16 protein-coding genes are annotated in these 25,269 nt (G+C 48.4%); 14 read left to right on the top strand and 2 right to left on the bottom strand.

What is annotated here, in order from left to right:
• Positions 1 to 91 precede the first annotated feature (91 nt).
• Genes AC4QZR_RS08605 through trmB form a run of 8 tightly spaced genes read left to right on the top strand, consistent with a single transcriptional unit; the run spans position 92 to position 9,977 of the window.
• Entirely contained in the window at positions 92 to 3,142 is a 3,051-nt protein-coding gene (locus AC4QZR_RS08605; protein ID WP_494480544.1) for a tetratricopeptide repeat protein, read from the top strand.
• A gap of 24 nt (positions 3,143 to 3,166) precedes the next feature.
• A complete protein-coding gene (locus AC4QZR_RS08600) occupies positions 3,167 to 4,852 on the top strand; it encodes a TonB-dependent receptor (protein ID WP_494480543.1) in 1,686 nt (561 codons plus the stop codon).
• Positions 4,853 to 4,858: 6 nt separating this feature from the next.
• A complete protein-coding gene (locus AC4QZR_RS08595; protein ID WP_494480542.1) occupies positions 4,859 to 5,980 on the top strand; it encodes an HU domain-containing protein in 1,122 nt (373 codons plus the stop codon).
• Positions 5,981 to 6,032: 52 nt separating this feature from the next.
• Positions 6,033 to 6,686, top strand: coding sequence for a MotA/TolQ/ExbB proton channel family protein (locus AC4QZR_RS08590; RefSeq protein ID WP_494480887.1), 654 nt, complete (start codon positions 6,033 to 6,035; stop codon positions 6,684 to 6,686).
• A 2-nt stretch (positions 6,687 to 6,688) separates the two neighbouring features.
• Positions 6,689 to 7,084, top strand: coding sequence for an ExbD/TolR family protein (locus AC4QZR_RS08585; protein ID WP_253405859.1), 396 nt, complete (start codon positions 6,689 to 6,691; stop codon positions 7,082 to 7,084).
• Between the two features lie 11 nt (positions 7,085 to 7,095).
• Positions 7,096 to 8,013 (top strand): hypothetical protein, encoded by a 918-nt coding sequence (locus tag AC4QZR_RS08580; RefSeq protein ID WP_494480541.1) that lies wholly within the window; start codon positions 7,096 to 7,098, stop codon positions 8,011 to 8,013.
• A 59-nt stretch (positions 8,014 to 8,072) separates the two neighbouring features.
• A complete protein-coding gene (locus AC4QZR_RS08575) occupies positions 8,073 to 9,320 on the top strand; it encodes a bifunctional folylpolyglutamate synthase/dihydrofolate synthase (RefSeq protein ID WP_494480540.1) in 1,248 nt (415 codons plus the stop codon).
• Between the two features lie 3 nt (positions 9,321 to 9,323).
• Positions 9,324 to 9,977, top strand: coding sequence for a tRNA (guanosine(46)-N7)-methyltransferase TrmB (trmB, locus tag AC4QZR_RS08570; RefSeq protein ID WP_494480539.1), 654 nt, complete (start codon positions 9,324 to 9,326; stop codon positions 9,975 to 9,977).
• 210 nt (positions 9,978 to 10,187) lie between these two features.
• On the opposite strand, the gene trpF is transcribed toward trmB, so the two are convergent.
• Positions 10,188 to 10,811 carry a phosphoribosylanthranilate isomerase gene (gene trpF, locus AC4QZR_RS08565; protein WP_494480538.1) on the bottom strand — a complete coding sequence of 208 codons (624 nt, stop codon included), beginning with the start codon at positions 10,809 to 10,811 and terminating at the stop codon, positions 10,188 to 10,190.
• Positions 10,812 to 11,038: 227 nt separating this feature from the next.
• Between trpF and mnmA the strand changes: the two genes are divergently transcribed.
• From mnmA to AC4QZR_RS08540, 5 genes are read left to right on the top strand one after another with little or no spacing between them, the layout of a single operon-like run.
• Entirely contained in the window at positions 11,039 to 12,166 is a 1,128-nt protein-coding gene (mnmA, locus tag AC4QZR_RS08560) for a tRNA 2-thiouridine(34) synthase MnmA (RefSeq protein WP_494480537.1), read from the top strand.
• The gene (locus AC4QZR_RS08555) at positions 12,166 to 12,897 is read left to right on the top strand and encodes a hypothetical protein (RefSeq protein ID WP_494480536.1); all 732 of its coding nucleotides are present in this window, start codon (positions 12,166 to 12,168) and stop codon (positions 12,895 to 12,897) included. Before mnmA ends, AC4QZR_RS08555 begins: the two co-directional genes overlap by 1 nt.
• A gap of 5 nt (positions 12,898 to 12,902) precedes the next feature.
• Positions 12,903 to 14,543 carry a S8 family serine peptidase gene (locus tag AC4QZR_RS08550; protein WP_494480535.1) on the top strand — a complete coding sequence of 547 codons (1,641 nt, stop codon included), beginning with the start codon at positions 12,903 to 12,905 and terminating at the stop codon, positions 14,541 to 14,543.
• 57 nt (positions 14,544 to 14,600) lie between these two features.
• Positions 14,601 to 15,254, top strand: a complete 654-nt coding sequence (gene rpe, locus AC4QZR_RS08545; RefSeq protein ID WP_494480534.1) for a ribulose-phosphate 3-epimerase — start codon at positions 14,601 to 14,603, stop codon at positions 15,252 to 15,254.
• 22 nt (positions 15,255 to 15,276) lie between these two features.
• Positions 15,277 to 17,706 carry a TonB-dependent receptor gene (locus AC4QZR_RS08540; RefSeq protein WP_494480533.1) on the top strand — a complete coding sequence of 810 codons (2,430 nt, stop codon included), beginning with the start codon at positions 15,277 to 15,279 and terminating at the stop codon, positions 17,704 to 17,706.
• Between the two features lie 61 nt (positions 17,707 to 17,767).
• Here AC4QZR_RS08540 and AC4QZR_RS08535 read toward each other — a convergent pair whose 3' ends face one another.
• Entirely contained in the window at positions 17,768 to 18,634 is an 867-nt protein-coding gene (locus tag AC4QZR_RS08535; RefSeq protein ID WP_494480532.1) for a DUF2911 domain-containing protein, read from the bottom strand.
• Positions 18,635 to 19,133: 499 nt separating this feature from the next.
• Between AC4QZR_RS08535 and AC4QZR_RS08530 the strand changes: the two genes are divergently transcribed.
• Positions 19,134 to 25,241: an MBG domain-containing protein gene (locus tag AC4QZR_RS08530; RefSeq protein WP_494480531.1), complete on the top strand. Its 6,108-nt coding sequence runs from the start codon at positions 19,134 to 19,136 to the stop codon at positions 25,239 to 25,241.
• Positions 25,242 to 25,269: the final 28 nt, after the last annotated feature.

The following is a 25,269-nucleotide window of genomic DNA, read 5'->3' as shown; positions in this document are numbered from 1 at the left end:
TTGCCTGTCGGGCATGGCGCTTGCGGGCGTCTATACCTGTTTTCTAAGAATAAGCCATAAGAATAGCTCGTAATCGGGCAGTAAGATACATATGAAGATAGCCTATAAAGTAGCGCTGGCATCGGTTTTGGCTGGGGGAAGCCACATGGCGGTGGCCCAGCACACCCAGGTGTTCACCACAAAAGACAAGCACTACCATGAAGGCGTGGAGTTGTTTGACCGCGCCAAATACGGAGCAGCTCAGGAGGCCTTCCGCAAGTACATCAACCTGATTGGAGATGACGCCAAGACCGCAGACGCGCAATATTATTATGCGCTGAGTGGCCTATACCTGCTGCACCCCGACGCTGAGCAGCTGATCCTGAACTTTACCCGCAAGTTCCCGGCTCACCCAAAGACGACCCTGGCGAACTACGAACTAGGTCTTTTCTATTTCGAGAACAAGGACTATAAAAAGGCGGTGGAGAAGCTGGAGAGCGCCCCGACGCATCTTCTGAGTATCAAGCAGAATAAAGAGCTAGAGTTTAAGCTAGGCTATTCTTATTTCGCCACTAAGGACTTCAAAAACGCCAAGACCTGGTTCGACAAAAACAAGACGACCGGCTTCAGAGAAGACGAGAACCGTTTTGCTTATGCCTCTAACTACTACGCCGGCTATATTTCCTACCGCGAGGGCGACTACGACGCAGCGAAGGCTGATCTTCTGATTGCTGAGAAGAACGAGGCCTATGCGCAGATCGTGCCTTATATGATCACGGAGATACTGTATAAGGAGCAGGATATTTTCGAAGTGATCAAATACGGGGAGGCAGCATTGGCCAAAACCCCGAAAGTGCAGCAGGCAGAAGAAATCGCGCTTTTGGTAGGGGACGCTTATTACCAGCGTGCCGAATACAAAAAAGCTGAGGAGTATTTTAGCCAGTATGCCCAGGGCAAGCGCAAGCTGGACCCGGTGATCCAATACAAGATTGCCTACACCGACTACAAGAACGGTAACTATAAAAACGCGATTGCCAATTTCAAGGAGGTAGCTAGCAAAAAGGACGCACTTGGACAGAACGCGGCTTACTATCTAGGTTTGAGCTATTTGCGCGAGGATAATAAACAATATGCTCTCACCGCCTTTGACCAGGCCCGCAAGAATGACAAGGATAAAACGATCACAGAAGCGGCTACCGTGAAATTTGCACAGGTAAGCTACGAGCTGGGTAACTTCCGCGACGTATTCAATTCACTGCAGAATTTCAACCAGGAATTTCCTAAGTCTGAGCATACCGCAGACGTGGACGCCCTGCTGACAGAGGCCTACTTCAACTCCAATAATTACTCAGAAGCAATCCGTCACATAGAGAATATGCCAGACAAGAGCTACCGTATGCTGGAGACTTATCAGCGTATGACGCACTTGTACGGCGTGAACCTTTACAACGAAGGTAAATTCCCGACGGCAGTTACCTTGCTGGATAAATCACTGCAGTATCCTTATGACAAGGAGATCACGGCGGCCAGCCACTTTGTGAAAGGGGAGGCCTACTCGATGGGGCAGCGTTATGTGGATGCTATCAACAGCTACGCTGCCGTATTCCGAAACAGCGAAGCCCGCAAGTCTGAGTACTATATGAAGTCGCGCTATGGTATAGCCTATGCCTATTACAACAGCAAGGAGTACGACAAAGCCATGCCGCACTTCAAGGCCTACGTGGACGGTACCAGCACCAGCGACCCGAACCACTACGATGCCATGATGCGCCTGGCTGACCTGCATTATGTGAAAAAGCAGTATGCACCTGCCCTGACGCTCTACGACAAAGTATTGGCCTCTAATTCCAACGACAAAGACTATGTATACTTCCAGAAAGGTATAGTACAGAGTCTGATGGGGAACAAAGAAGCAGCCAAGCAAAGCCTGCAGACCGTGTACAGCCAGTACCAGAAGTCGCGCTACGTGGAGCCGGCCATGTACCAGCGTGCCATCATCGATTTTGAAGGAGGCAACTACCAGTCAGCTGTTTCTGGTTTCACGGCCCTGATCCAGGGAAGACCGCAGAGCCGACTGCTACCGAATGCCTTGGAAAAGAGAGGTATAGCTTATGCTAACCTGGGCCGTAATGCAGAGGCCGCGGCAGATTATAAGCGCGTGCTCGACGAATTCCCGAACTCCCGTTCTGCCAGTGGTTCTCTTTATAGTCTGCAGGAAGTGCTGGCCACCCAGAACCAAAGCGCAGAATTTGATACCTATGCAGAGAAATTCAGAACAGCGAACCCGGAGAGCAATGCCCTTGAAAGCATTGAGTTTGAAGCCTCAAAGACACTTTACTTCAATGAGAAATACGATCAGGCAGTCGCTAAACTCGAAAATTACCTAAAGACCTATCCGAACAGCCCTTATGTGAGCGAAGCCAACTACTTCCTGGCGGATTCTTACATTCGGGTGAACCAGCCGGACAAGGGCTTGCCGCTCATGAAAGCCGTTGTGGAGGAAAACAAGAGTGAGTACGTGAACCGTGCGATTCAGAAAGTGGCTGACGCCGAGTTTGAGAACAAGAACTACGAAGAGGCGATCAAGTATTACAGCCGACTGCGCGACACGGCCACAAACCGTCGGGAGCAGCAAACTGCTCTGACTGGCTTGATGAAGAGCCACTTCCTGTCAAACGACTATGCCGCGTCGAAGCGCATCGCCAACGAGCTGATCAGCCAGGGTAATTCCGCCCTCTATGTCTTCAACACAGCGCAGCTGTACAAAGGCAAAGCGACCTATGCCGAAGGCAATCTGGACCAGGCCCTGAAAGAACTGCGTGAAGCATCCGCGTCCGCGACAGATGAAAATGGTGCGGAAGCGCACTACCTAGTGGCGGAGATCCTGTACAAGCAGAAAAAATATGCAGAGTCGATCGATGTAGCCTTTGACTTCAACACGAAGTTCTCCAGCTATGATTTCTGGCTGGGTAAGTCTTTCCTTATCATCGCTGACAACTATGTGGCGCAGAACGAAACCTTCCAGGCCACGTCAACACTTAACTCCGTTATTGAGCACTCACCGGTGCCGGAGATCGTGGCAGAGGCAAAACAGAAGCTGGCCAAACTGGGTGGCGCACCCAGCACAGCCCCGGCTGACTCAGTGAAGGGAAGAAAGCGATAATGCATCATGAAGAGAAATAGCAACATGAAGAATAGATTGAAAAAAGCTTCCATAGCAGCGATTGTACTGTGTGCCGGGTATAGCTTTCTGAACAGTGCCCAGGCGCAGACAACAGGCTGGGGCGAAGGTGCTAAGCTACAGGATTCTGAAGTAGTGGTGGAGAAGGATCGCAAGATCGAACTGCCGCGGGCTTCGCGTAACTACCAGAAATTTGCCGTGGTTGCTCCGGAGCCGGGTGAGCGCAATGTGCGTTACCGTTTCAATGACTACCGCCTAGAAGGGCAGGATGTTGACCTCCAGATGCGTGTGCTCACCATCAAGCAGGACGAACTGACCAAGCTGTACGGTAACTATGTAAAGGCAGGTATAGGCAACTACGGTACGCTATACCTGAAAGGCTACTTCCATAACAAGCGTAGCAATACGGCTTCTTACGGAGCGGATATCAGCCATATTACCTCTGCCAGAGGACCGGTGGACGGGAAGAATTCCGCTGTGACCAATTCGGCGATCAACCTGAATGGCGAAGCGTACATGCAGGGCCTTACCCTGGGTGGTAAACTAGGCTATGGTCGCGACAAGTACCACTTTTACGGTTATACCATGCCGGAGAACGAAGATCGCGTAACTGGTAGCCAGGTGTTCAACCGCGTGAATGCCGAAGGGTATATGCACAATCATGGTGCCGGTATGCCGCTGCTGTTCAAAGCAGGTTTGAACGTGAACTATCTGAATGACCGCTACGACATGCGGGAGACGAACATCGCTGCTAAGCTCAATACCGAGTATGGTCTGGATGATGTGTCTGCTTTTAAGGTTGATGCTGACCTCTCATTGGTATCGCACAAGGACTCTGCTTCGGTTAGCCGTACCTTATTCAAAGTGCATCCGCAGTACGAGCGCCAATTGAATGCCATTCGGCTTTCGATCGGTGCTAACATCGCCTACACAGGCGATACCGTGAATGACGCCCGCAAATTCAATGTATACCCAACGGTACGCGTAGGAGTAGAGCCTGTTAAGGGTAACCTGTTGATTTACGCAGGTATAGGGGGTGATCTTCAAAGGGTTACTTTATATCAGCTGACGCAGGAAAACCCATACCTGGCGCCAAATGTACGAGTGGCTGATCAGAACAAAGGGCTGGAGGTATACGGCGGTATGCAGGCCAACATTGCTAACTTTGTACACCTGACGGGTCGTGTGGCCTACCAGAACTTCCGCAACATGTACTTCTACAACAACTCGGCAAGCGATTCTTCTAAGTTTGACCTGTTGTATGACGACGGCGTAACAAATGTTTTGAATATTTATGGAGAGGCAACTTTCAATTATTCAGACGAACTGCGCATTGGATTAAAGGCTGATTATAACAAGTATAGCACAGCCTCCTTAGAGCAGGCATTTCACCGTCCGGAGCTGATGGCAAGCGTTTTTGCCACTTACAACTTCTATGATAAGATTCTCTTTAATTCAGAACTTTACTATATTGGGAGTTCTTTCGGGCGCATTCACCGACCTGATGGCACATTCGGGCTGCGGGAAACGGATACGATCGTGGACCTGAACCTAAAGGCCGACTACAGATTCTCCAACAGATTCACAACTTTCCTGATGGTGAATAATTTGTTTGCGCAGAAGTACGAAAGGTTTGTAAATTACCCCAACAAAAGTATCAACCTGATAGGAGGAGTCTCTTATTCATTCTAAGTGCCTATGGTAGAAAAGCACATCAAGCACCTGCTCTATAATCACGACTGCGTGATCATACCTGATTTTGGCGGGTTGATTACGCGCTATGTGCCTGCCCGGATCAATCCGGTGAAGCATACGCTGGTGCCGCCGTCCAAAAAAATTGCTTTCAACGAAAAGCTGGTTCTGAACGATGGTTTGCTCATCAGCACCATCGCCTATGCCAACAACAGCTCAAAAGAAGAGGCCAGGCAGCTGGTCGTCTCTTTTGTGCATGAGGTACGAACCCGTCTGGAAAGTGAGCAGCGGTTTGAGCTCACGGACATTGGCGTGTTCAAATACAACCACGAGCAGCGGCTGGTATTTGAATACACAGAAGGCGATAACCTGCTGGAAGCAAGCTTCGGCCTGCCCGAGATCGTCGCCAGACCGATCCGTCATGAGGAGCCGGCTGTGCTGCGAACCCTCATTAAGGAGCGCCAGGCAGCAGATCCCGCACCGGCCAGTAAACCTTTTAAAGCCCGACTGAAGCGCGCCTACCACGTGGCTGCCGGTCTGGCCCTGACAGGTTTGGTAGGAACGGCCTTATACATGCTATCCCTTCAAACGGATTATAACCTGAGCAGCCTGTACCCGACTTCGCTTGTAAATGACGAGGAGCTGGCGGGCGAAAAGACTTCCACTGTTTCTATACCTCTTCAAAACGAAGCTACTTTAGGACAGCCAGTTACTACTGATGTATTGGATGCATCGGGAGCAGGTATAGAGGGAGGAGCAGATGCCTGGGGCAAAACTTCAAGTAATACTTCTGAACAGGATGCTCAATATGCTGCAGATGAATTCGTTAATGAGAAGGCTGAATCAACTATAGAAGAAGTAGCACCGGCACCCGTAGTGACCACGGTAAGCGATAAAGATGGTCGTTTTTATATTATTACGGGCGGTTATGCCCGCATGCTGAACGCGGAGTTCAGCCGTCAGGAGATAGCGGAGTTCGGCCATGAGGCCAAAGTTCTGGAGCCTGGCAAAGGCAGCAGGCTCTTTAAAGTATCTGTAGCGGACTTTGCTTCGGCGGAGGAGGCGCAGGCTGCTATGAATACCTACAGAAAATCATTCGGAGAAAATATTTGGGTTTATAATAATTAACATGACATCTCTCTTCTTACAAATTACAACGACTCCTGCTGATACGACTTCTATGTTGATGGACGGTGCAGAAGCAGCGGAAAACTCAGTTTCGTTGATGGACCTGGCGATGGCGGGTGGTTGGGCCATGATCCCGCTGCTACTTTTGTCGCTGGCTGCTGTTTACATTTTCTTCGAGCGTTACCTCACCCTCATGAAGGCCGCTAAAAACCCCGATGGTTTCAGCGATCGCATCAAGAGCATGGTACTGGCAGGCGACATTAATGGTGCCCGCATGCTGTGCGCCCAAACGAACACGCCAGTAGCCAGAATGCTGGGCAAGGGCATTAGCCGCATTGGTAACCCGCTTAAAAACATTGAGACTTCTATCGAGAACGTAGGCAAGATCGAAATTAGCAAGCTGGAGCGAAACCTGGCTTCCCTCGCTACTATTGCAGGTGCAGCGCCTATGCTGGGCTTTCTTGGAACGGTAACAGGTATGATTCAGGCCTTCATTGCTATTGCGCAGGCGGAGGGTACCATTAGCCCGCAGCTGCTTTCGGCTGGTATTTACCAGGCGATGGTAACAACCGCTACCGGTTTGATTATCGGTTTGCCTGCCTATGTAGGGTACAACTACCTGGTGTCCAAGATCGACAATATTGTGCACGGTATGGAGTACACTTCGATTGAGTTTATTGATCTTCTACAAGAACCACAACTTTAAGCATGAATTTACGCTCTAAAAATAAGATCAATCCAGAGTTCAATATGTCGTCGATGACCGACATCATATTTCTGTTGCTCATATTTTTCATGCTTACCTCAAACTTCGTAGCGCCTACCGGCCTACCGGTTAGTTTGCCTACAAGTAAGTCATCTACCATTGTCATCCAAAAAATAAACGTTACCATCACGCCGGACTTAAAGTATTTCTTAAACGGCAAAGAGATCAATCTTTCAGATCTTGAGCCGCAATTGGCAGCACTTTTGCAGAAGGCAGAAGAAGGCGTGGTTGTACTACATGTCGATAAGAGTGTTCCGGTGGAGTACCTGGTAAATGTTGCCAGTGTGGCGGCAGGTCTAAACGCGAAGGTAACGCTGGCCACAACGCCGACAGAATAATAAGTATTGAGATGGAGATAGCATTAAATAAGGAAGAAGAGAAAAACAGGAAAATTGCGGCAGGTATAAGTATAACCTTGCACGTGATTATCCTGTTGCTTTTATTCTACCTGCTGGCTTGGAGTGGGGCGCCGGGTAAGCCGGACAAGGAGATGGGCATTGAGATAGACTTCGGCATGGATGCCGTAGGCAGTGGCGATGTGCAGTCGAAGGCCACTCCGAATGAGTCGAAGAACGTGCAGGACAGCAAGCCTGCTCCAACACAGCCGGAACCCTTACCTGATCCGAAGCCTGTTGCAGCTGCTACGCCAACCCCTCCAACTCCGGTTGAAACGCCAAAAGTAGTGACTACGACTGCTGATGCACCTGTGGTCGTGAAAGAAGAAGCAAAGCCCCAGCCAAAGCCACAACCGAAAGAGGAAGTGAAGAAGCCGGTGGAGAAACCAAAGGAGGAAGTGAAGAAGCCAGAGCCTGAAAAGCCACGTGCGCTATACCCTGGTAAGCCAACTGAAAGCACTGGCACCGGCAAAAGCGGCACTTCAAATGAAGCAACTGGTAACAACAATGGCGACGACGCCAACAAAGTAGGTGATAAAGGTGACCCAAGAGGCATCATGGGGGCCAAGAACTACGAAGGCACGCCAGGTGGTGGTGGTGGTGGCGACGGTCTGGATATGGCCGGCTGGCGTTATGACATTTCTCCGAAGCGCGACCCTTACGAAAATGAAACAGGTTTTGTGAAGTTCCGCATACGCATCGATGCTGACGGCAACCTGATTGGCATTGACCGACTGGAAAGCACGGTGTCGCCTCACGTAGAGAAGTGGTACCGCGAACAGCTACAGAAAACAACCTTCAGCCGTATAGGAGGAAGCAGAGCCACAACTGGCGCTACTGGTACGGTAACCTTTGTGATAAGATCACGCTAATTTCTATTGATTTCATGACTTATCAAGAATGTCTTGATTACTTATACCAGCAATTGCCGATGTTTCAACGCATCGGCAATGTTGCTTTTAAGAAGAGCCTCGATAACATTCTAGCCCTTTGCGATGCGCTTGATCAGCCTCAGCATAAGTTTAAGACGGTGCATGTGGCTGGCACCAATGGCAAGGGCAGCAGCTCGCATATGCTGGCTGCTGTGCTTCAGAGCGCTGGGTATAAGACAGGCCTTTATACCTCGCCGCATCTAAAATCTTTCACTGAAAGGGGGCGTGTAAACGGTACTGAACTGCCGCAGGACTACCTGATCCGTTTTGTAGAGCAGCACAAGGACCTGTTTGAGCAGGTGAAGCCTTCCTTTTTTGAAATGACCGTGGCCCTTGGTTTTCAGTATTTTGCAGATGAGCAGGTAGATGTAGCCGTGATCGAAGTGGGCCTGGGTGGCCGACTTGACTCCACAAATATCATTGAGCCGGAGCTTTCGCTTATCACGAACATCGGTTTTGACCACCAGGCGCTGCTGGGCGATACGCTGCCCGAAATAGCAGGGGAGAAGGCCGGTATCATCAAGCCCCACACGCCTGCCGTGATCAGTACCAAACAAGCTGACATCGTGCAGGTATTCGAGCAAAAGGCCACTACTGAACAGGCTCCGCTTTACTTCGCTACTGAAAGCATTCGCGTGCACGTGCTGGAACAGCATCTGGAGGGACAGGTATACGATGTATACCTGGATGATAACTTGTGGCTGCCTTCACTCCAGTCTGATCTGGCAGGGGTATACCAGCAGTATAACCTGCCCGGTGTGCTCAAATCCCTGTTGCTGCTCCGGGACCGTGGCTTTGCTATACCTGACGAAGCTATTCGCCAAGGTATAGCGCAAGCAAAATCCATAACTGGCCTTAAAGGTCGTTGGCAGGTGCTAGGTTATAATCCATTAACTATTTGTGATACAGGTCATAATGTGGATGGTGTTAAACAAATACTTGCTCAGTTAGATACTCTAAAGCCGAAACACGTGCACCTGGTATTCGGAGCTGTGAATGACAAAGATATGACCACCATTCTTCAGCTCCTGCCGAAAGATTATACCTATTACTTCTGTCAGGCGCAAATTCCGCGTGCGTTGCCTGTGGGAGAACTGAAAGAGAAAGCTGACAGGGTTGGACTAAAAGGCGATGCCTATACGACTGTTAGCGAAGCCATCGCGGCGGCCAGGCAAAATGCGAAACCGGATGAGGTAATATTTATTGGAGGTAGTACCTTTGTGGTCGCAGAGATTGACGAATTATAAGAAATGGGAAGAAGTAAATTAGCAAAGTTTGCCGCCATAGCGGAGCGTGAAAATGTAATTGAACCGGAAGGAGAACTGTATGGTCAGTTGAAGGGCAAGTGGCGGGACGAGTTTTTTGAGAATGATAATCCCTTGATCCTGGAGATTGGCTGCGGACGCGGGGAGTATACCGTGGGGATGGCCCGTCTTTATCCTGACAAAAACTTCCTGGGGCTCGACATCAAAGGGGCGCGCATCTGGAAGGGCAGTTCGCTGGCGGAGGAGGAGGATCTGGATAATGTCGCTTTTCTGCGCACTTTTATCGAGAATCTGGAGGATAACTTTGCTGAAGGTGAGGTGGACGAGATTTGGGTTACCTTCCCGGATCCACGTCCGAAGGACCGCGACATCAAGCGTCGTCTCACATCGCCTCGGTTCCTCGATCTTTATGCAAAAATTCTAAAGCCTGGCGGGATCCTGCACTTGAAGACCGACAATCAGATGCTCTTTGACTATACCTTGGAATTATTGCAGGAGCGTAATCCGAAAGACCTTCTCTTTACCGACAACCTATACCTGTCCGACTTGCAAGAGCATACCATGGGCATCTACACCACTTACGAGAAACGCTACCTGGCTGAGGGAGTTACTATTAAATACCTACAGTTCAAGGTATAGCCTTCAGGTATAAACATACCTGATGCAAAACTGAACGGCCCGCTATACCTGTGTATAGCGGGCCGTCTTCATTATATAAGAATGAATATTCGGGCTCGGTTCAAGATATAGCAGATCTGATCTAAGAAGTTGAAAGTTCAGTTTCGTATGAATGATTAAACTGCAACCTATACCTGCACGAAAGTCTCTACATCTTAACTCTCTAACTCCTTAGTTTTCCTCTATTTCTTCGAAGATCTCCTGCAATTCGTCGAAATCCTTAAGTCCGGGCTTGATCTCGTGACCACCGCGCAACCCGATGCCGGCAGGTTTGATCTCTTTCAGGACGGTGTTGATGTTATGGCGGTGAACTCCGAAACCCAGGTATACTTGGAAGCGCTTGGCCAGGTTCTTAAGGAATTTGATGTTAGTATCGTCTATGTTATCAAAATCCGATGAATAGATCAGGAAGCTGTCAACAGACGGACTGTAGAGCTCCATCATTTCTAATAGCTCACTTTCTACCGTATCTTTATTGATAAACACCTTCTGAATAACCGGACGGTTGATCTCTTCGATTTCGTCGATCAGGTAGGGGGTATCCAATTGAATGTAATCCAGACCGAAGTCATCGGCGTACTGGTTGATAATGTCGGGCTTGGCACGTTCGAACTCGCCGGCCAGTTTCACACCAGATACCCAGCCTACAATTTCCTTCAGCGTTTCAGAAGTCATTCGCTCCTTATCATCCAGTTTCAGGTTAAAGCTGATAACATCAACGCCCATGCCGGCGCAATAACGAGCATCACTCAGATTGTTTATACCATTTACTATAACAGAGGTCCGTAAGCCCATAGCAGTCTATCTTTTTAGAACCGTTTCGGTTCTGTTTATCTTATTTTATTCCAAAGTAAGTCCCAAATCGGGTATGATGCCATATTTTTCAATGTTTTTTTTAACGCACCGTTTCTTTCCAAATTGTTGTCGCTACAATATTTGCCCGGCTGAATCTTTATTAGTGCCCCGATGTTACTATCTTTGTAGTAAAATTATAGCATTTCGAATTACAATTCTGAAGATAAATGAGTAAGTTAGGAAGGGTATTGGTAGCCATGAGCGGCGGCATTGACAGCTCCGTCGCGGCTGTGATGTTGCATGAGCAGGGCTATGAAGTGGTGGGGATGACCATGAAGACATGGGACTACGCATCGAGCGGTGCCAGCAAGAAGGAAACCGGTTGCTGCAGCCTTGACTCGATTAATGATGCCCGCAACATCGCGGTGCAGCTTGGCTTCCCGCACTATATCATAGACATACGCGAAGAGTTTGGTGATTTTGTGATTAACCACTTCACAGACGAATACATAGCTGGTCGTACGCCCAACCCATGCGTACTGTGTAACACACACATTAAATGGGATGCCTTGCTGCGTCGCGCTGACCAGCTGGGTTGTGATTTTATAGCTACCGGGCACTATGCCAATATCCGTGAAGAAAACGGACGTTATGTGATCTCCAAAGGTCTGGACGAGAGCAAGGATCAGTCTTATGCTCTGTGGGGCATTTCTCAGAAGAGCTTGGCCCGCACGATATTCCCGCTGGGAGGCCTGCGCAAGACCGTAATTCGCCAGATGGCGATGGACCGTGGCTTCACCGAACTGGTGAACAAACCGGAGTCTTATGAGATCTGCTTCATACCTGACAACGACTACCGCAGCTTCCTGAAGCGTCGTGTAGAAGGTTTGGAAGAACGTGTAGCAGGCGGAGAGTTTGTACTAGAGGATGGCACTGTTGTGGGTAAGCACGAAGGATATCCGTTCTATACCATTGGGCAGCGCAAGGGCTTGGGTATAGCGCTTGGTTTCCCGGCCTATGTAACCCGTATTGAAAAAGATGAAAACCGTGTGGTGCTGGGTAACTACGAAGATCTGGCCAAGAACGCCATGACCGTGGGCAAGCTCAACATGGTGAAGTACGAGAATCTGATCGGTCAGCCTATACCTACGATTACAAAGGTGAGGTATAACGACCCAGGTACAGAGGCCATTATTGAGCAGGAAGGCGATAAAATGAAGGTGCATTTCCTGAGAGGGGTGCATGCAATCGCTCCTGGTCAGGCTGCCGTGTTTTACGAAGGCAACGACGTAATTGGTGGTGGCTGGATCGAGACGAACTTTAACACAGACTATAACCTGAACGTGTTGCAATAATGAGAAGAGCCCTTTTGCTCCTGGTTGTGCTGACCGCTTTTGTGGCTGGCTGCGAAAGTAAATACAAGGACCCCGACCCGCAGGCGATGGGCTACGACTATTATCCGCTGGAGATAGGGCAGTACCGGGTGTATAATGTTACTAATATATGGTTTTCTGATAATGTAGGAGATACGACGCGTTTTCAATTGCGAGAGAGGGTAGATACAAGTTTTTATGACCAAACAGGTCAGCTTGTTTATAAGGTTGTTCGCTCAAAAAGGAATAACGAGCATTCTGCTTGGTTAGATGACTCTGTGATGACCGTTGCTAAGACAGAGCGCATGGTGTTGACTACAAAAGATAATACAAAGTACGTAAAACTTGTTTTTCCTGTTAAAGAGAATTTCAAATGGGAGATGGATGCCTACAATAATAAAGTTGTAGTCGATTCGGCTAACAAATTTTATGAATTGAAAGAAACTTACATCTATAGTAATGTCGGAGAATCTTTCCAGTTAAATGGAAATGAATATGTTAAAACTATCACAGTTAAACCAGTCATTTCTGAAAGCTCGATAAAAATAGATGAGAGGAGTGAAAAATATGCTCAAGGAATTGGATTAGTCTATAGAATATTTAATCGCGTAAATTTATCACCCTGCTCGTCAGACAATTGTCCCAACGGGGATAATTATAAACAGGATGGCCACGAACGAGAGGAAATCTTAATCGAACACGGTAAACTCTAAGGCTTATGCGTTTTCTGGCACTGTTTGTCTGGCTCCTGTTACTAGCTCCTTTTGCAAAGGCGCAGGGTAGCGGCGGCGCAGAGCAGAAGCACCTGATCTATTTTACAGACAAGAACAACTCTCCTTTTTCGGTAGCACAACCAGCGCTATACCTTTCTGCCAAGGCCATCGAACGCCGGAGCAAGCAGGGTATAGCGCTTTCTGTTCGTGACCTGCCGGTTAATCCCACATATGTGAGCGGCCTGAAGGCCAAGGGTGCGAAGGTGCTCTATACCTCACGCTGGTTCAATGCGGCGGTCGTGCAGTGCTCTCCTGAAAAACTGGCCGAGTTGCAAACACTCGCTTTTGTAAAAGGAGCACAGCAGCTTAACCGCTTACCAACTTCAGCATCTGGCAAAAAAGGCACCCAATCCAACGACAGTCTGAAGCTTGCCAGCACTTCTTTTGATGCTTCTTATTTCGGCCCTTCCTTCCACCAATCCAACATGCTGGGTATACCTGAGCTGCACGCGGCTGGCTACCAGGGCGAAGGCATTACCATCGCCGTGTTCGATGCGGGCTTTCCAGGGGTGAACAGTATTAATGCTTTCTCACACCTTTTCCAGAATGGGCAGTTAAAAGGAACCTATGATTTTGTTGGCAAAAAGACAGATGTTTACGGACACAGTCAGCACGGCACTTCGGTGCTGTCGACGATGGCCGCCTATGAACCGGGCCGCATCGTAGGCACGGCCCCTAAAGCCGACTATTACCTGTTCCGGACAGAAGATGCGGCTACCGAGCATAACATTGAGGAGGTGAACTGGCTGCTAGCCGCCGAGTTTGCTGACAGTGCCGGGGTGGATGTAATTAACTCTTCGCTCGGCTATACCTTGTTCGATGCACCTTCTTACAGCTATACCTACAGCGAACTTAATGGCAACACCACTATCATTACCCGCGCCGCCGACTTGGCTGCTGCCACCGGTATGCTGGTGGTGACGAGTGCTGGCAACGAGGGCAACAAAGCTTGGCGCTATATTTCAGCACCTGCCGATGCCGACTCTGTCCTCACCGTAGGAGCTGTGGATTCGCTCGCGGTGCATGCACTCTTCAGCTCCGTTGGACCTACGGCAGATCAAAGGCTAAAACCGGATGTAGTGGCGATGGGGCAGCAGGTATACGTGCTGTCTTCTTCAGGTAACTTAGGCCGCTCCAGTGGCACCTCTTTCTCAGGACCGATCATGGCAGGTATGGTCGCCTGCATCTGGCAGGCACGCCCGAAGCTCACCAATATGGAGTTGCTGGAATTGATGCGCCAGTTAGGTAATAATTACAACAACCCCAACAATACTATCGGTTACGGTATTCCGACTTATAGCCGGCTTGTAACAGGTATGGCGGACGAACTGGCGGCTGGTATCAGCATCACCAACCCGGTTTCGGAAGAGCCTATTGTGCTGCGGATGGATGAAACCTGGCAGCAGGAAAACGCCCTAGCGCGGCTCTATGATGCATCTGGTAAGCTGGTACATAGTCAGATGCTGTTTGCACATCAGGCGGTGCATACGCTCAGCATCAGACCTTCCCGGCTCAAAAAAGGCATATACCTTTGTCAGGTGAGCTCCAACAGCAGAAACGTCACCCTGCGCTTTGTCAGGCTCTAATGCCGCTGTGTTTGTTTTTCACACGATGGATTCTATCTTAATTTCTATATTTGTTTCATGAAACCAATTATTGCCCCCTCTGTACTAGCTTCTGATTTTGCCAATCTGCAGTCTGAAGTAGAAATGCTGAACGAAAGCCAGGCCGACTGGCTGCACATCGACATCATGGATGGCCGTTTTGTGCCCAACATTTCATTCGGATTTCCGGTACTGCAGGCCATTCAGCGCCATGCCAAGAAGCCGCTTGATGTGCACCTGATGATCGTAAAGCCGGAGCTTTACATTGAGCAGTTCAGAGAGGCAGGAGCCGAGATCATTTCCGTCCACCTGGAAGCATGCAACCACCTGCACCGTACCATCCAGCAGATAAAAGCAACGGGAGCCAAGGCAGGTATAGCCCTAAACCCCCATACTTCCGTACAACTGCTCGACGATGTGATCGGGGACGTGGATCTGGTTTGTTTGATGTCGGTTAACCCGGGTTTCGGCGGACAGAAGTTTATAGAAAACACCTACCGTAAGATCGAAGCCCTGAAAAACCTGATCATCGCCCGCAATTCCAAGGCACTGATTGAGATTGACGGTGGCGTGAATCAGCAGAATGCACCTTTGCTATTAGAGAAAGGGGCAGATGCTTTGGTAGCCGGCAGCTTCGTGTTTAACTCAGCAGATCCGTTGCAGACCATCGCTAATCTGAAAAATCAGGCCTAATTTTAAAAACCTAAGCACCCCTATGCTCCGATATCTTGCGGTATGGCTCTTAATGCTGCTGCCAGCAGGTGTCTATGCACAGCAGGGGATCATAAAGGGTACGGTTCTGGACCATAACCGCCAGCCACTCGAAATGGCCACGGTAAGTGTGCAGGGCCGTACCCTTGGCGTTCAAACTGATGCCCAGGGCAGGTATAGTCTCAAAGTGCCTGGTGTTGAGGAACTCGTTCTGGTAGTGCGTTTCCTCGGTTATAAGCAGCAGGAGCAAAGCGTTCGCCTTGAGGCAGGGCAGGAGCTGGTGCTCGACTTTGTATTGGAAGCCGACCCGCAGCAACTACGGCAGGTGGATGTGCGGGGGAAACGTGAAGACGATACCCGCGAGCAGGTCAGCGTGACCAAGCTGGATCCGACACTCACGAAAACCCTTCCTTCCGCTTTCGGGGATTTTAACATGATTTTGGCCACGCTACCCGGAGTGACCAGCAACAACGAACTTTCCTCAACCTATTCGGTGCGGGGTGGCAACTACGACGAAAACCTGGTATACGTCAACGGAATCGAGATTTACCGTCCATTTCTGATATCGGCGGCCCAGCAGGAGGGGCTGAGCTTCATAAACCCCGACCTGGTGGCAAACGTGGAGTTCTCCTCCGGAGGCTGGCAGCCAAAGTATGGCGATAAGCTGTCCTCAGTGCTCAACATCGAGTACAAACGCCCCACTTCTTTTTCTGGATCTGTGACCGGTAGCCTCACCGGGGGCGCCATACACCTGGAGGAAGCCTCCAAGAATAAGCGGGTCTCATTCCTGATGGGCCTGCGCCACAAGAACAGTAGGTACATGTTGCAGGGGCTGCAGGTAGACGGTGAGTACCGGCCCACTTTTACAGATGGGCAGGTATACCTGAGTTTCGATCTGGGCAAAGAGCCAGAGCGCACTAAACTGGGATTGCTGGGCAGTTATGCGAGTAACAATTTCAGGGTGGAGCCTGAAAACCGCACCACCACTTTCGGTACCCGCCAGGCGCCCCTTCGGTTGCTGGTGGCTTATGAGGGACAGGAAAACATGGAGTACGATACCTATCAGGTGGGAGCCAATCTCAGTCATCAGGTGTCGGAAGAGTTATTGACAGAATTTATCATTTCGGGCGTACACTCGCTCGAGCGCGAGCTTCGGGATATAGAGGCCTTGTATCGACTCTGCGACGTGAATACGCTTGGGCGCAACGACAAGGGCGAATGCCTGCGTGACCGGGGCATCGGCAGTCAGTTTGACCATGCCCGCAACGCCTTGAAAGCGCTGGTACTGGCCGCAGAGAGTCGCAATACATGGCGCCTGAGTGCCCGCAGCACCGTGCTGGCCGGAGCCAAAGCCAGCCTGGAGCGCATCAACGATCGCCTGGTTGAGTACGGCTTTGTGGATTCCTCAGATTATGTGAACATGGCTTATCAGCTCGATTCCGAGCTCAACCTGCATACTCAGCGTTATAACGGCTATGTGCAGCATACCTATGAGTTGGATTCGCTCAGGACGATCACCTATGGTATCCGGGCCAACTACTGGAGCTACAACAATGAACTAACCATTACGCCACGGGTGCAGTATTCTTTTATCACCCGCCAGAATCCTGACCTTTCATTTAAAGCAGCTGTCGGGCTCTACTACCAGCCGCCCTTTTACCGGGAGCTGCGGAATTTCCAGGGCGAGCTAAACCCGGACCTGAAAGCGCAGCGCTCTTTGCATGCCGTGGTGGGTAGCGACTATCTTTTCAAGGCCTGGGACCGTGACTTTAAGCTGACTACTGAGGTCTATTACAAGCACATGACCAACGTCGTGCCCTATGATCTGGACAATGTGCGGCTGCGCTATTACGGACAGAACAATGCAAAAGCTTATGCAGCCGGCTTTGATGTGCGGGTGAACGGGGAGTTTATAAAAGGAGCGGAGTCCTGGCTGAGCTTAGGAATGATGCAGACGCGTGAGAACGTGCAGGGTGACTCCAGCCTCATATACAACAGTTCCGGCGAAATAACCGGAAGCAAGGATCGGGGGTATTTGCGCCGGCCGACAGATCAACTGTTGAACATAGGCGTGTTCTTCCAGGACCACCTGCCCGATAACCCAACCATCCGGATGTACCTAAACGCAGTGTATGGTAGTGGACTGCCATTTGGTCCGCCAAATCGTCCGGATTTCCGCAATGCTTTTTCAGGCAAGTCTTACAAGCGGGTGGACATCGGGTTCTCGAAGCTTATAGCCTTAGGAGATGACCTGACAGAGCGAAAGAAAGTATCGTTGGAGAGTCTTTGGATAGGATTGGAGATACTCAACATCATCGATGCGCAGAACCGCATTTCTTACAGCTACGTCACGGACGTAAACAACCTGACCTACGCTATACCAAATTTTCTGACTGGCCGCCGGGTAAACCTTCGCTTCATCGCCCGTTTTTAAGCAAAAAAAGCGGGGCTCCGATTGTCACCGAAACCCTGCTTTGCATCCGTCTAAAGCGCTGTTACCTGCGCTTTTTCCATTCGTTATACGCCGATTCAATTTCCCGCGCATAGGTCTGATAGCTTTCCGGCTCTTTAGGTCCCAATTGAATGGCCTTGGCGCTCAAGTTAGCGGCTACCTGATATTCTCTGTTCAACGCATACAGTCTGGCTTTCACCCAATTATTGAAAAAAGTCTCTTTAATGGCGATCGACTTGTTAATATATTCTAAGGCTTTCTCGTGTTGGTCTTTGCGGGAGGTCAGGTAATCGGCAGCCTGCGCCCAGGTATACCAGTCGTCGGGAGCTGCTTCCTTCAGCGCTTTGTTGATGTTGGCAAGCGCCTTCTTCTCAATTTCGGTTTCGATAAGGATCGTCACTTTTGAGTTCTCCCAAGTCAGGTTCAGCGTGCCGGTATTGGTACTGATATCACTGAAAGCGAACTGCAATGTTTCCTGGAAAGGAATCTTTGTCGGTGTTACCCGCAGGTATGCCACATCATTGAGCTCACTGTAGCCTTCCAAACCCCAAAGCGTGGTGTCTTTGTTTAGTACAATGTTCCATTCCGTCTCATTTTCCGGCAGGATGAAGAAAGAGTAAGTACCAGCCGGGACACGTTCGTGGTTCAGGAAAAGATCATCTTCGAAGGTAATCAAAGTAGCCTCGTTGGCACCAGCGCGCCATAGCTTTCCGTAAGGTACAAGCGATCCAAAGATCTGACGCCCCTTAACACCAGGTGCATGGTAGCGCACCGTTATCTCAGTCAATCCAATAGTTTGTTTCACCAAAGCGGCAGGACTGGCCTGCGGCAGTTTGATCTGGGCGGCCGCTTGCTGACTAAGTGCGAAGCAAAAAACAAGGGCTAGTAAACTGAGCAAATACTTCTTCATGATCTATATACGTGTGTAGTGCCTTCGGTAGTATGTGCTCATACCGAAAAAACTATGCCAAAGCTAGAAAAAAAATATATAAAATTTTTGATACAAAGTTAAGTAAAAATAGCACTGGTTTTCAAAGCTCCATTCGCTATAACATTGCATAAACCTTGCTAAGGGTCTGATAATTGGATGTTAAGCCTGCTAACAACAGGTGAAAAGTATATAAATTTTAATATAATATGTAAATAAACAAAAAAAATATTTGAAGAGTATAACCTTTTAGTTGTATTTTTGTATAAAGCTATTAATTATTTTAAATATTATAAGGTTAGGTGTAGTTCTAACAGAACATGTCTTCTATAGTGTTGCAATGCATCAGTCAGGAGAGTCATGTTCTTTTTCTATGCCTACACCACAATTTTCACCCACATGCTACTACCAGTTGCACCTTAAATCATCAAGGTGAGATGAATTGAAAAGCTTTTAACCCTAAACCCTCTATTACTACTTTATGAATGGTAAATTTTTACTAAAACACATGGTGAAGTGGCGACTACTGTATGTAGTCACGTTAATGGCTTCGCTTTCTTTTGCAGGCGTTAATGCCTTGAATGATTACAATCCTACAGTAATGTCTGATAAAGATGATTACTCTCCAGGTCAAACAGCTATTATTGAAGGTTACGGATGGACACAGGACCAATTTGTAGATATTCATTTAAATGAGGATCCTGTACATGAACATCACCATGGCTACCATGATACACCTGTAGACTCAACGGGTTATTGGAGAATTGAGTACCCAATTGAAGACAGACATTTGGGAGTAACTTTCACAGTAGAAGTCAAAGGTAAACAGACGGGTAAAGTAGCAACTACTGTTTTTACTGATGCTGGTTATTCATCTGTAACAGTTCCAGGTTCTTCGTTTTGTGCAGGGAGTACAGTACCTGTAACTTTTACCGCAGTAGCTGCAGGACAGGGTGCTTTTAAAAATGACAACATTTTTACCATTGAATTAAGTAATAAGAATGGTATATTTTTATCTCCTGCAACAGTAATAGGACAAGTTGCTAATAAGCAAGGTACTTATACTGTCAATGCTGTTATACCTATCAGCACTGAAGCAGGAACTGGTTATAAACTTAGGGTAAGGTCTAGTAACGACCCTGATATAATAAGTAACCCTGCTACAATAGGTACAGGTGCAAGCAACGATATTACTATTAATGTAAAACCAAACGCTCCTAGTGCCTCAAGTAATAGCCCTGTTACAACAGGAGCAAATTTAAATTTATCAGCCTCTACGATTTCTAATGCAACATATAATTGGACAGGACCTAACGGGTTTATCTCTACATCACAAAATCCAACTATATCAAATGTCACTTCAGCTGCCAACGGAACTTACTCGGTAACTGCGATTGTGAATGGTTGTACTAGTGTTGAGGGTACAGTTGAAGTTGAAATCAATACTATAAAACCCACAGCTCTTTCAGTAGGTACGGCTACAGGTACTTTCGGTGGAACGACTTTACTCTCTGCCACTCTCAAATCAGAAACCACTAACCTTAGTGGAAAAGATATTAGCTTTAGTTTGAACGGTACATCGGTTGGTGTTGCTACAACAGATGCTAATGGAGTTGCTGTCTTAACTAATGTTAGCCTAATTGGTATCAACGCAGGAGAACACACTAATGCTGTTGCCGCAATGTTTGAAGGTGATGCTACTTACAGTGAAAGTAGCAACTCTGCCAACCTATCTGTAAACAAAGCCGAACAAACAATCACTTGGAATAATCCGGCTTCCATTACGTATGGCACTGCACTTTCAGCAACGCAACTGAACGCCTCGGTGCTCGAGAACGCTTCTTTGACCTATACGCCTGCAGCGGGTGCTATCCTAGGTGCTGGTAACGAGCAGATACTTTCTGTGACAGCAGCCGAGACAAACAACTACAAGGCTGCTACAGCTACCATCCTTATCGATGTGGCGAAAGCAACGCCGACTGTTTTGCTGACAGTGGGTGGACCTTATACCTATGACGGCTCTGCCAAATCTGTAAGCGGTGCAACTGTATCAGGTTTGGGTGGTGCTGAATTGGGTGCTGCAACTGTTACTTATAAGAAGGGAGATGTGAGTGTTACTACGCCAGTGAATGCGGGTGTATATGAGGTGCTTGCTTCATTTGCCGGTGACAATAACTACGATGCAGCAACTGCAAGCGGCACGCTGGTGATCAGCAAAGCGAAAGCAGAACTTATCTTAAATGCTTCCAGATTTACTTATGACGGCACTGCAAAGTCAGTGAGTGTAACCACGTCACCAGAAGGCTTGACTGGTGTTCAAGTAACAAACAATAGTCACATTAAAGCAGACAGCTATCCTATAACTGCAAGCCTTCAAAATGCAAACTATGAGGCGGAAGATGTATCTGGCACCTTGATTATCGATCAAGCTGCATTAACCATCAAGGCAGAGAACGCTGCCAGAGCTTATGGTGATGCAAACCCACCGCTTTCTGCCTCGATCGTAAGTGGCGCAGTGCAGGGAGAGACTTTTGATCTGACGGCTTCTTCCTCAGCAACTGCTCTCTCGCCTGTAGGTAATTACAGTATTGAACCAACTGTGACAGGTGTAACCATCGATAACTACAAGGTCACTACTGTTAACGGCACCTTAACTGTAAATGCACGACCTGTAACTGTCACTGCTGATGTCTTGAGCAAGGTATACGGCGATGCGGATCCGGAATTGACATATACAACAACTTCAGGCTCAATAGTAGCTGGAGACAATTTTACTGGTGCATTACAGAGAGTCACCGGTGAAAATGCTACCACTTATCCTGTTACGCTAGGTACGCTTAGCCTCGGAGATAACTATAGCCTGAGTCTCACTGAAGGTACATTGTTCATGATTACGCCAAAGGCTGTCACTGTAACGCCTACTGAGGGTCAGAATAAAGTATATGGTAGCAACGATCCCGTATTCAGTTATACCACAAACACTGCCCTAGTAGGTGAGGATGCTTTCACAGGGGCTTTGTCTAGAAACAGCGGCGAAAATGTAGGACCTTATGCAATTACTACTGGTACCCTTTCACTAAGTAATAACTATACCTTAGATGTGGTTGAAACTATTACCTTCCAGATCACTCCGAAAGCGCTGGTAGCGTCTATTATTGCAAGGGATAAGGTATACGACGGCACTGCCACTGCTACTGCTGCTGGCACTGTGGAAGGACTTGTAGAAGGCGATCAGGTAGAGGTGAACGTTAACAATGCTAGCTTTGCTGATAAACATGTGGGTAGCGGCAAGACTGTAACAGCCGGTGTGTCTATCATGAGCACCAACTATACCTTGAGTAACAATACAGCTTCAACAACTGCAAGCATTACTGCCCAGCCAATCACTGGTTCATTTGCGGCGAATAACAAGGTATACGATGGCACTGATGCTGCAACCGTATCAAGCAGAAATCTGCAAGATGTGATCGGACAAGATGATGTTCAACTAACTGGCGGCACGGCCGCTTTTGCTGATGCAAATGCAGGAAATGGTAAAGTGGTTACTATTTCAGGTGCAGTGCTCTCAGGTGATGATAAGGACAATTATTCGTTAACTGCTGTAAGCACAGCCCTGGCAAACATTACCCGGAAGACTGCTTTAGTAACGCCTATTGCCAACAGCAAAACGTACGGTGCTTCAGACCCTGCCTTGGACGGTGCGTTAGAGGGCTTCCTGGCTTCGGACAAAGTGACTGCTTCTTACAGCCGTCTGGCGGGTGAGACTGTTGTCGGCGGTCCTTACGCCATTAGTGCCACACTGAGCCCAGCCAATGTTCTGAGTAATTACGAGATCACCTACAACACGGCCGAATTCACCATCACGGAAGCAGATTTGGTTGTGACGGCTGACGCTGCTGAAAAAGTGTATGGTGATGCTAACCCGAACTTTACAGGCATGATTACAGGTATCAGGAACAACGACGACATTTCAGCCTCATACACTACAGTAGCTACTGAGACAAGCGAAATAGGGGAGTATGACATCAGTCCTTTGCTAAGTGGCGATGCACTTACGAACTACACTGTGACATCAACTAATGGTACTTTGACGGTGTTAAAAGCTGGTCTATCAGTAGTTGCACATGATAAGGATAGAATCTTTGGAGTGGCAAATCCTGTGTTGGACGGTACATTAACCGGCATTAAGAACGGCGATGCCATTACAGCCATCTACAACACAGCGGCTGATGAAGCTTCGAATGTAGGAACTTACCCTATCACAGCTTCACTTGTAGATTCAAATAATAAGTTACGCAACTATACTGTAAGCAACACGTCTGGTACGCTTACTATCAATCAGGCACCAGCTTCCATTGCCGTGACTGGTTTGTCTAAGACTTACAACCGTGCTGAGCAGGCAGCCACTGTGACGACTTCTCCTGAAGGTTTAGCGGTTACTGTAACGTATAATGGAAAATCAGATGTGCCAACAGCAGCAGGTTCCTATGCAGTAGTAGCAGTGCTGAACAACAGCAATTATAGCGCTACAGATGGTGAAGGCACGCTGGTGATTGCTCCGAAAGAAGTGACTGCAGCCTTGGCAAATGCAGGCAAAGTCTATGATGGAACGACAACCGCTGGTGGTACTACGGCCACCTTGGATGGGGTGATCTCGCCTGATGATGTTACAGCTACAGTAACGGGTGCGGTTTATAGTGATGCAAATGCAGGAGATAGGACCATTACAGCTACAGTATCGCTCGCAGGAGACGATAAGGCAAACTACACGCTAGTATCTGTAACACCGGCTACCGCCACTATTTCTCAAAGAGCTGTTACGGTTGCTGCAATTGCAAATAGCAAGGTATACGGTGACAGCGATCCAGCATTAACTTACGTGCTGAAGGTAGGCAATCTGGTAGATGGCGAAGACTTTAGTGGCGAACTAAAAAGGGAAGTTGGTGAGGACGTTGGCTCATATGCCATCAATCAGAACACACTGACTGCGGGTGCTAACTACACGATCACGTACGAGGCTGCAAATCTTACTATCACACCGAAAGCGATTACTATCACGGCTAATGCGAAAAGTAAGACCTACGGAGATCTAGACCCAGCGCTGACCTATGTTATCACGACAGGCTCTCTCGTAGGTACTGACGCCTTTACAGGTTCGCTTTCCAGACAAAACGGTGAGAACGTTGGTACTTTTGCGATCGAGCAAGGCAGTGTTGCCCTGAGTAGCAACTACTCACTGACCTATAATGGTGCTGATCTGAATATCACTCCGTTGGAAGTTACTGTAACAGCAAACGCTAAACAGAAATATTGCGGTCAAGCAGACCCCGCGTTAGACTTTGTGTCAAGCCCTGAAGTAGGTTCTACGTTGGCAAATGGTGAACAAATCAACTTCTCTGGTTCTATAACCAGAGAGCCAGGTGAGACTGTAGGAGCGTATGCCCTTGGTCAGGGTACAGTTGCAAATAGTAATTACACTGTCACTTATGTACCCGCAAATCTTGATATTCTAGGTATAACTGTTGATGCAAGCGCCAGCAGCAAACCTGTAGCATTGGGCTCATCAGCGAGTCTGTCTGCAACTGTGACAGCTGGTACTGTAGGTATTGGTGCAGTTCCAGTGACTTTCACTGTTACTGATGAAATTGGTAAACCTGTTTTCAGTATCGAAGCTACATCAGATGGATCAGGAGTAGCGAGTGCAGTAATTCCAAGTTCAGCTTTACCGCTGGGTGTATACAAGGTAGAAGCTGTGGCTGGCTCTGGCTGCTCTTCATCAACAGCTTATATACCTGTATTCGATGCGAGCGGCAGCTTCGTAACTGGCGGCGGTTGGATTGACTCTCCTGCTAGCGCGATGCCTGCAAATCCTGAAGCAATTGGTAAAGCGAACTTTGGATTTGTATCAAAGTACAAGAAAGGCAGCAGCCAGGTGGACGGTAACACCGAGTTCCAGTTTAGTGCGGGCAGCATCAACTTCAAGAGTACCATACACGAGTCTGGCTCGCTGGTGATAGCCGCTGGCAAAGCTACCTACCGGGGTACCGGAACTGTGAACGGTGCATCAGGTTACAAGTTTACTATAACCGCTATCGATGGTGACTGGAAAGGTGCAACAGGGCCAGACAAATTCAGAATTAAAATTGTCGATGGAAGAGGTCAAATAGTATATGATAACCAGATCGGCAAAGATGAAAACTCCAATGATGCCACCATCTTAGGTAACAACGGAACGGGCGGCGGCTCTATCGTGATCCACGAAGCAAAAGAGCTTACGGCCAGCAATGGCAAAAAGCTTGGAACAGTTGACCAACTCGAAGGCTTGTCTTCTGCCCGATTCGACAACTATCCAAACGCTTTCTCTGACAGAACGACGATTCGCTTCGCTTTCGATACAGAGCAGAACTTTGCGTTGGAAGTGTACGATGTGAGAGGCTCGATGATCAGGAAAGTGGCGACTGGCAAGGCTGATGCCGGACAGGTATACGAGTACGAACTGAATGCCCGTCACCTGGCTGAAGGCGTATACTTTGCCCGTCTGATCACTGGCTCTAAAGCACAGACCATTAAAATGATTCTCAAAAAGTAAGCTAACGCTTACTGGGTCTTTTGACCCT

This window comes from Pontibacter sp. YIM B11418, from assembly GCF_059278805.1.
This window is presented reverse-complemented; position numbering and strand designations above follow the sequence as displayed.

Coding starts and splice junctions, on each gene's coding strand:
- AC4QZR_RS08535 (WP_494480532.1), bottom strand. CDS start 18,634: ATGAAGAAGTATTTGCTCAGTTTACTAGCCCTTGTTTTTTGCTTCGCA.
- rpe (WP_494480534.1), top strand. CDS start 14,601: ATGAAACCAATTATTGCCCCCTCTGTACTAGCTTCTGATTTTGCCAAT.
- AC4QZR_RS08590 (WP_494480887.1), top strand. CDS start 6,033: ATGTTGATGGACGGTGCAGAAGCAGCGGAAAACTCAGTTTCGTTGATG.
- AC4QZR_RS08605 (WP_494480544.1), top strand. CDS start 92: ATGAAGATAGCCTATAAAGTAGCGCTGGCATCGGTTTTGGCTGGGGGA.
- AC4QZR_RS08585 (WP_253405859.1), top strand. CDS start 6,689: ATGAATTTACGCTCTAAAAATAAGATCAATCCAGAGTTCAATATGTCG.
- AC4QZR_RS08580 (WP_494480541.1), top strand. CDS start 7,096: ATGGAGATAGCATTAAATAAGGAAGAAGAGAAAAACAGGAAAATTGCG.
- AC4QZR_RS08555 (WP_494480536.1), top strand. CDS start 12,166: ATGAGAAGAGCCCTTTTGCTCCTGGTTGTGCTGACCGCTTTTGTGGCT.
- AC4QZR_RS08540 (WP_494480533.1), top strand. CDS start 15,277: ATGCTCCGATATCTTGCGGTATGGCTCTTAATGCTGCTGCCAGCAGGT.
- mnmA (WP_494480537.1), top strand. CDS start 11,039: ATGAGTAAGTTAGGAAGGGTATTGGTAGCCATGAGCGGCGGCATTGAC.
- AC4QZR_RS08600 (WP_494480543.1), top strand. CDS start 3,167: ATGAAGAATAGATTGAAAAAAGCTTCCATAGCAGCGATTGTACTGTGT.
- AC4QZR_RS08530 (WP_494480531.1), top strand. CDS start 19,134: ATGAATGGTAAATTTTTACTAAAACACATGGTGAAGTGGCGACTACTG.
- trmB (WP_494480539.1), top strand. CDS start 9,324: ATGGGAAGAAGTAAATTAGCAAAGTTTGCCGCCATAGCGGAGCGTGAA.
- trpF (WP_494480538.1), bottom strand. CDS start 10,811: ATGGGCTTACGGACCTCTGTTATAGTAAATGGTATAAACAATCTGAGT.
- AC4QZR_RS08550 (WP_494480535.1), top strand. CDS start 12,903: ATGCGTTTTCTGGCACTGTTTGTCTGGCTCCTGTTACTAGCTCCTTTT.
- AC4QZR_RS08575 (WP_494480540.1), top strand. CDS start 8,073: ATGTTTCAACGCATCGGCAATGTTGCTTTTAAGAAGAGCCTCGATAAC.
- AC4QZR_RS08595 (WP_494480542.1), top strand. CDS start 4,859: ATGGTAGAAAAGCACATCAAGCACCTGCTCTATAATCACGACTGCGTG.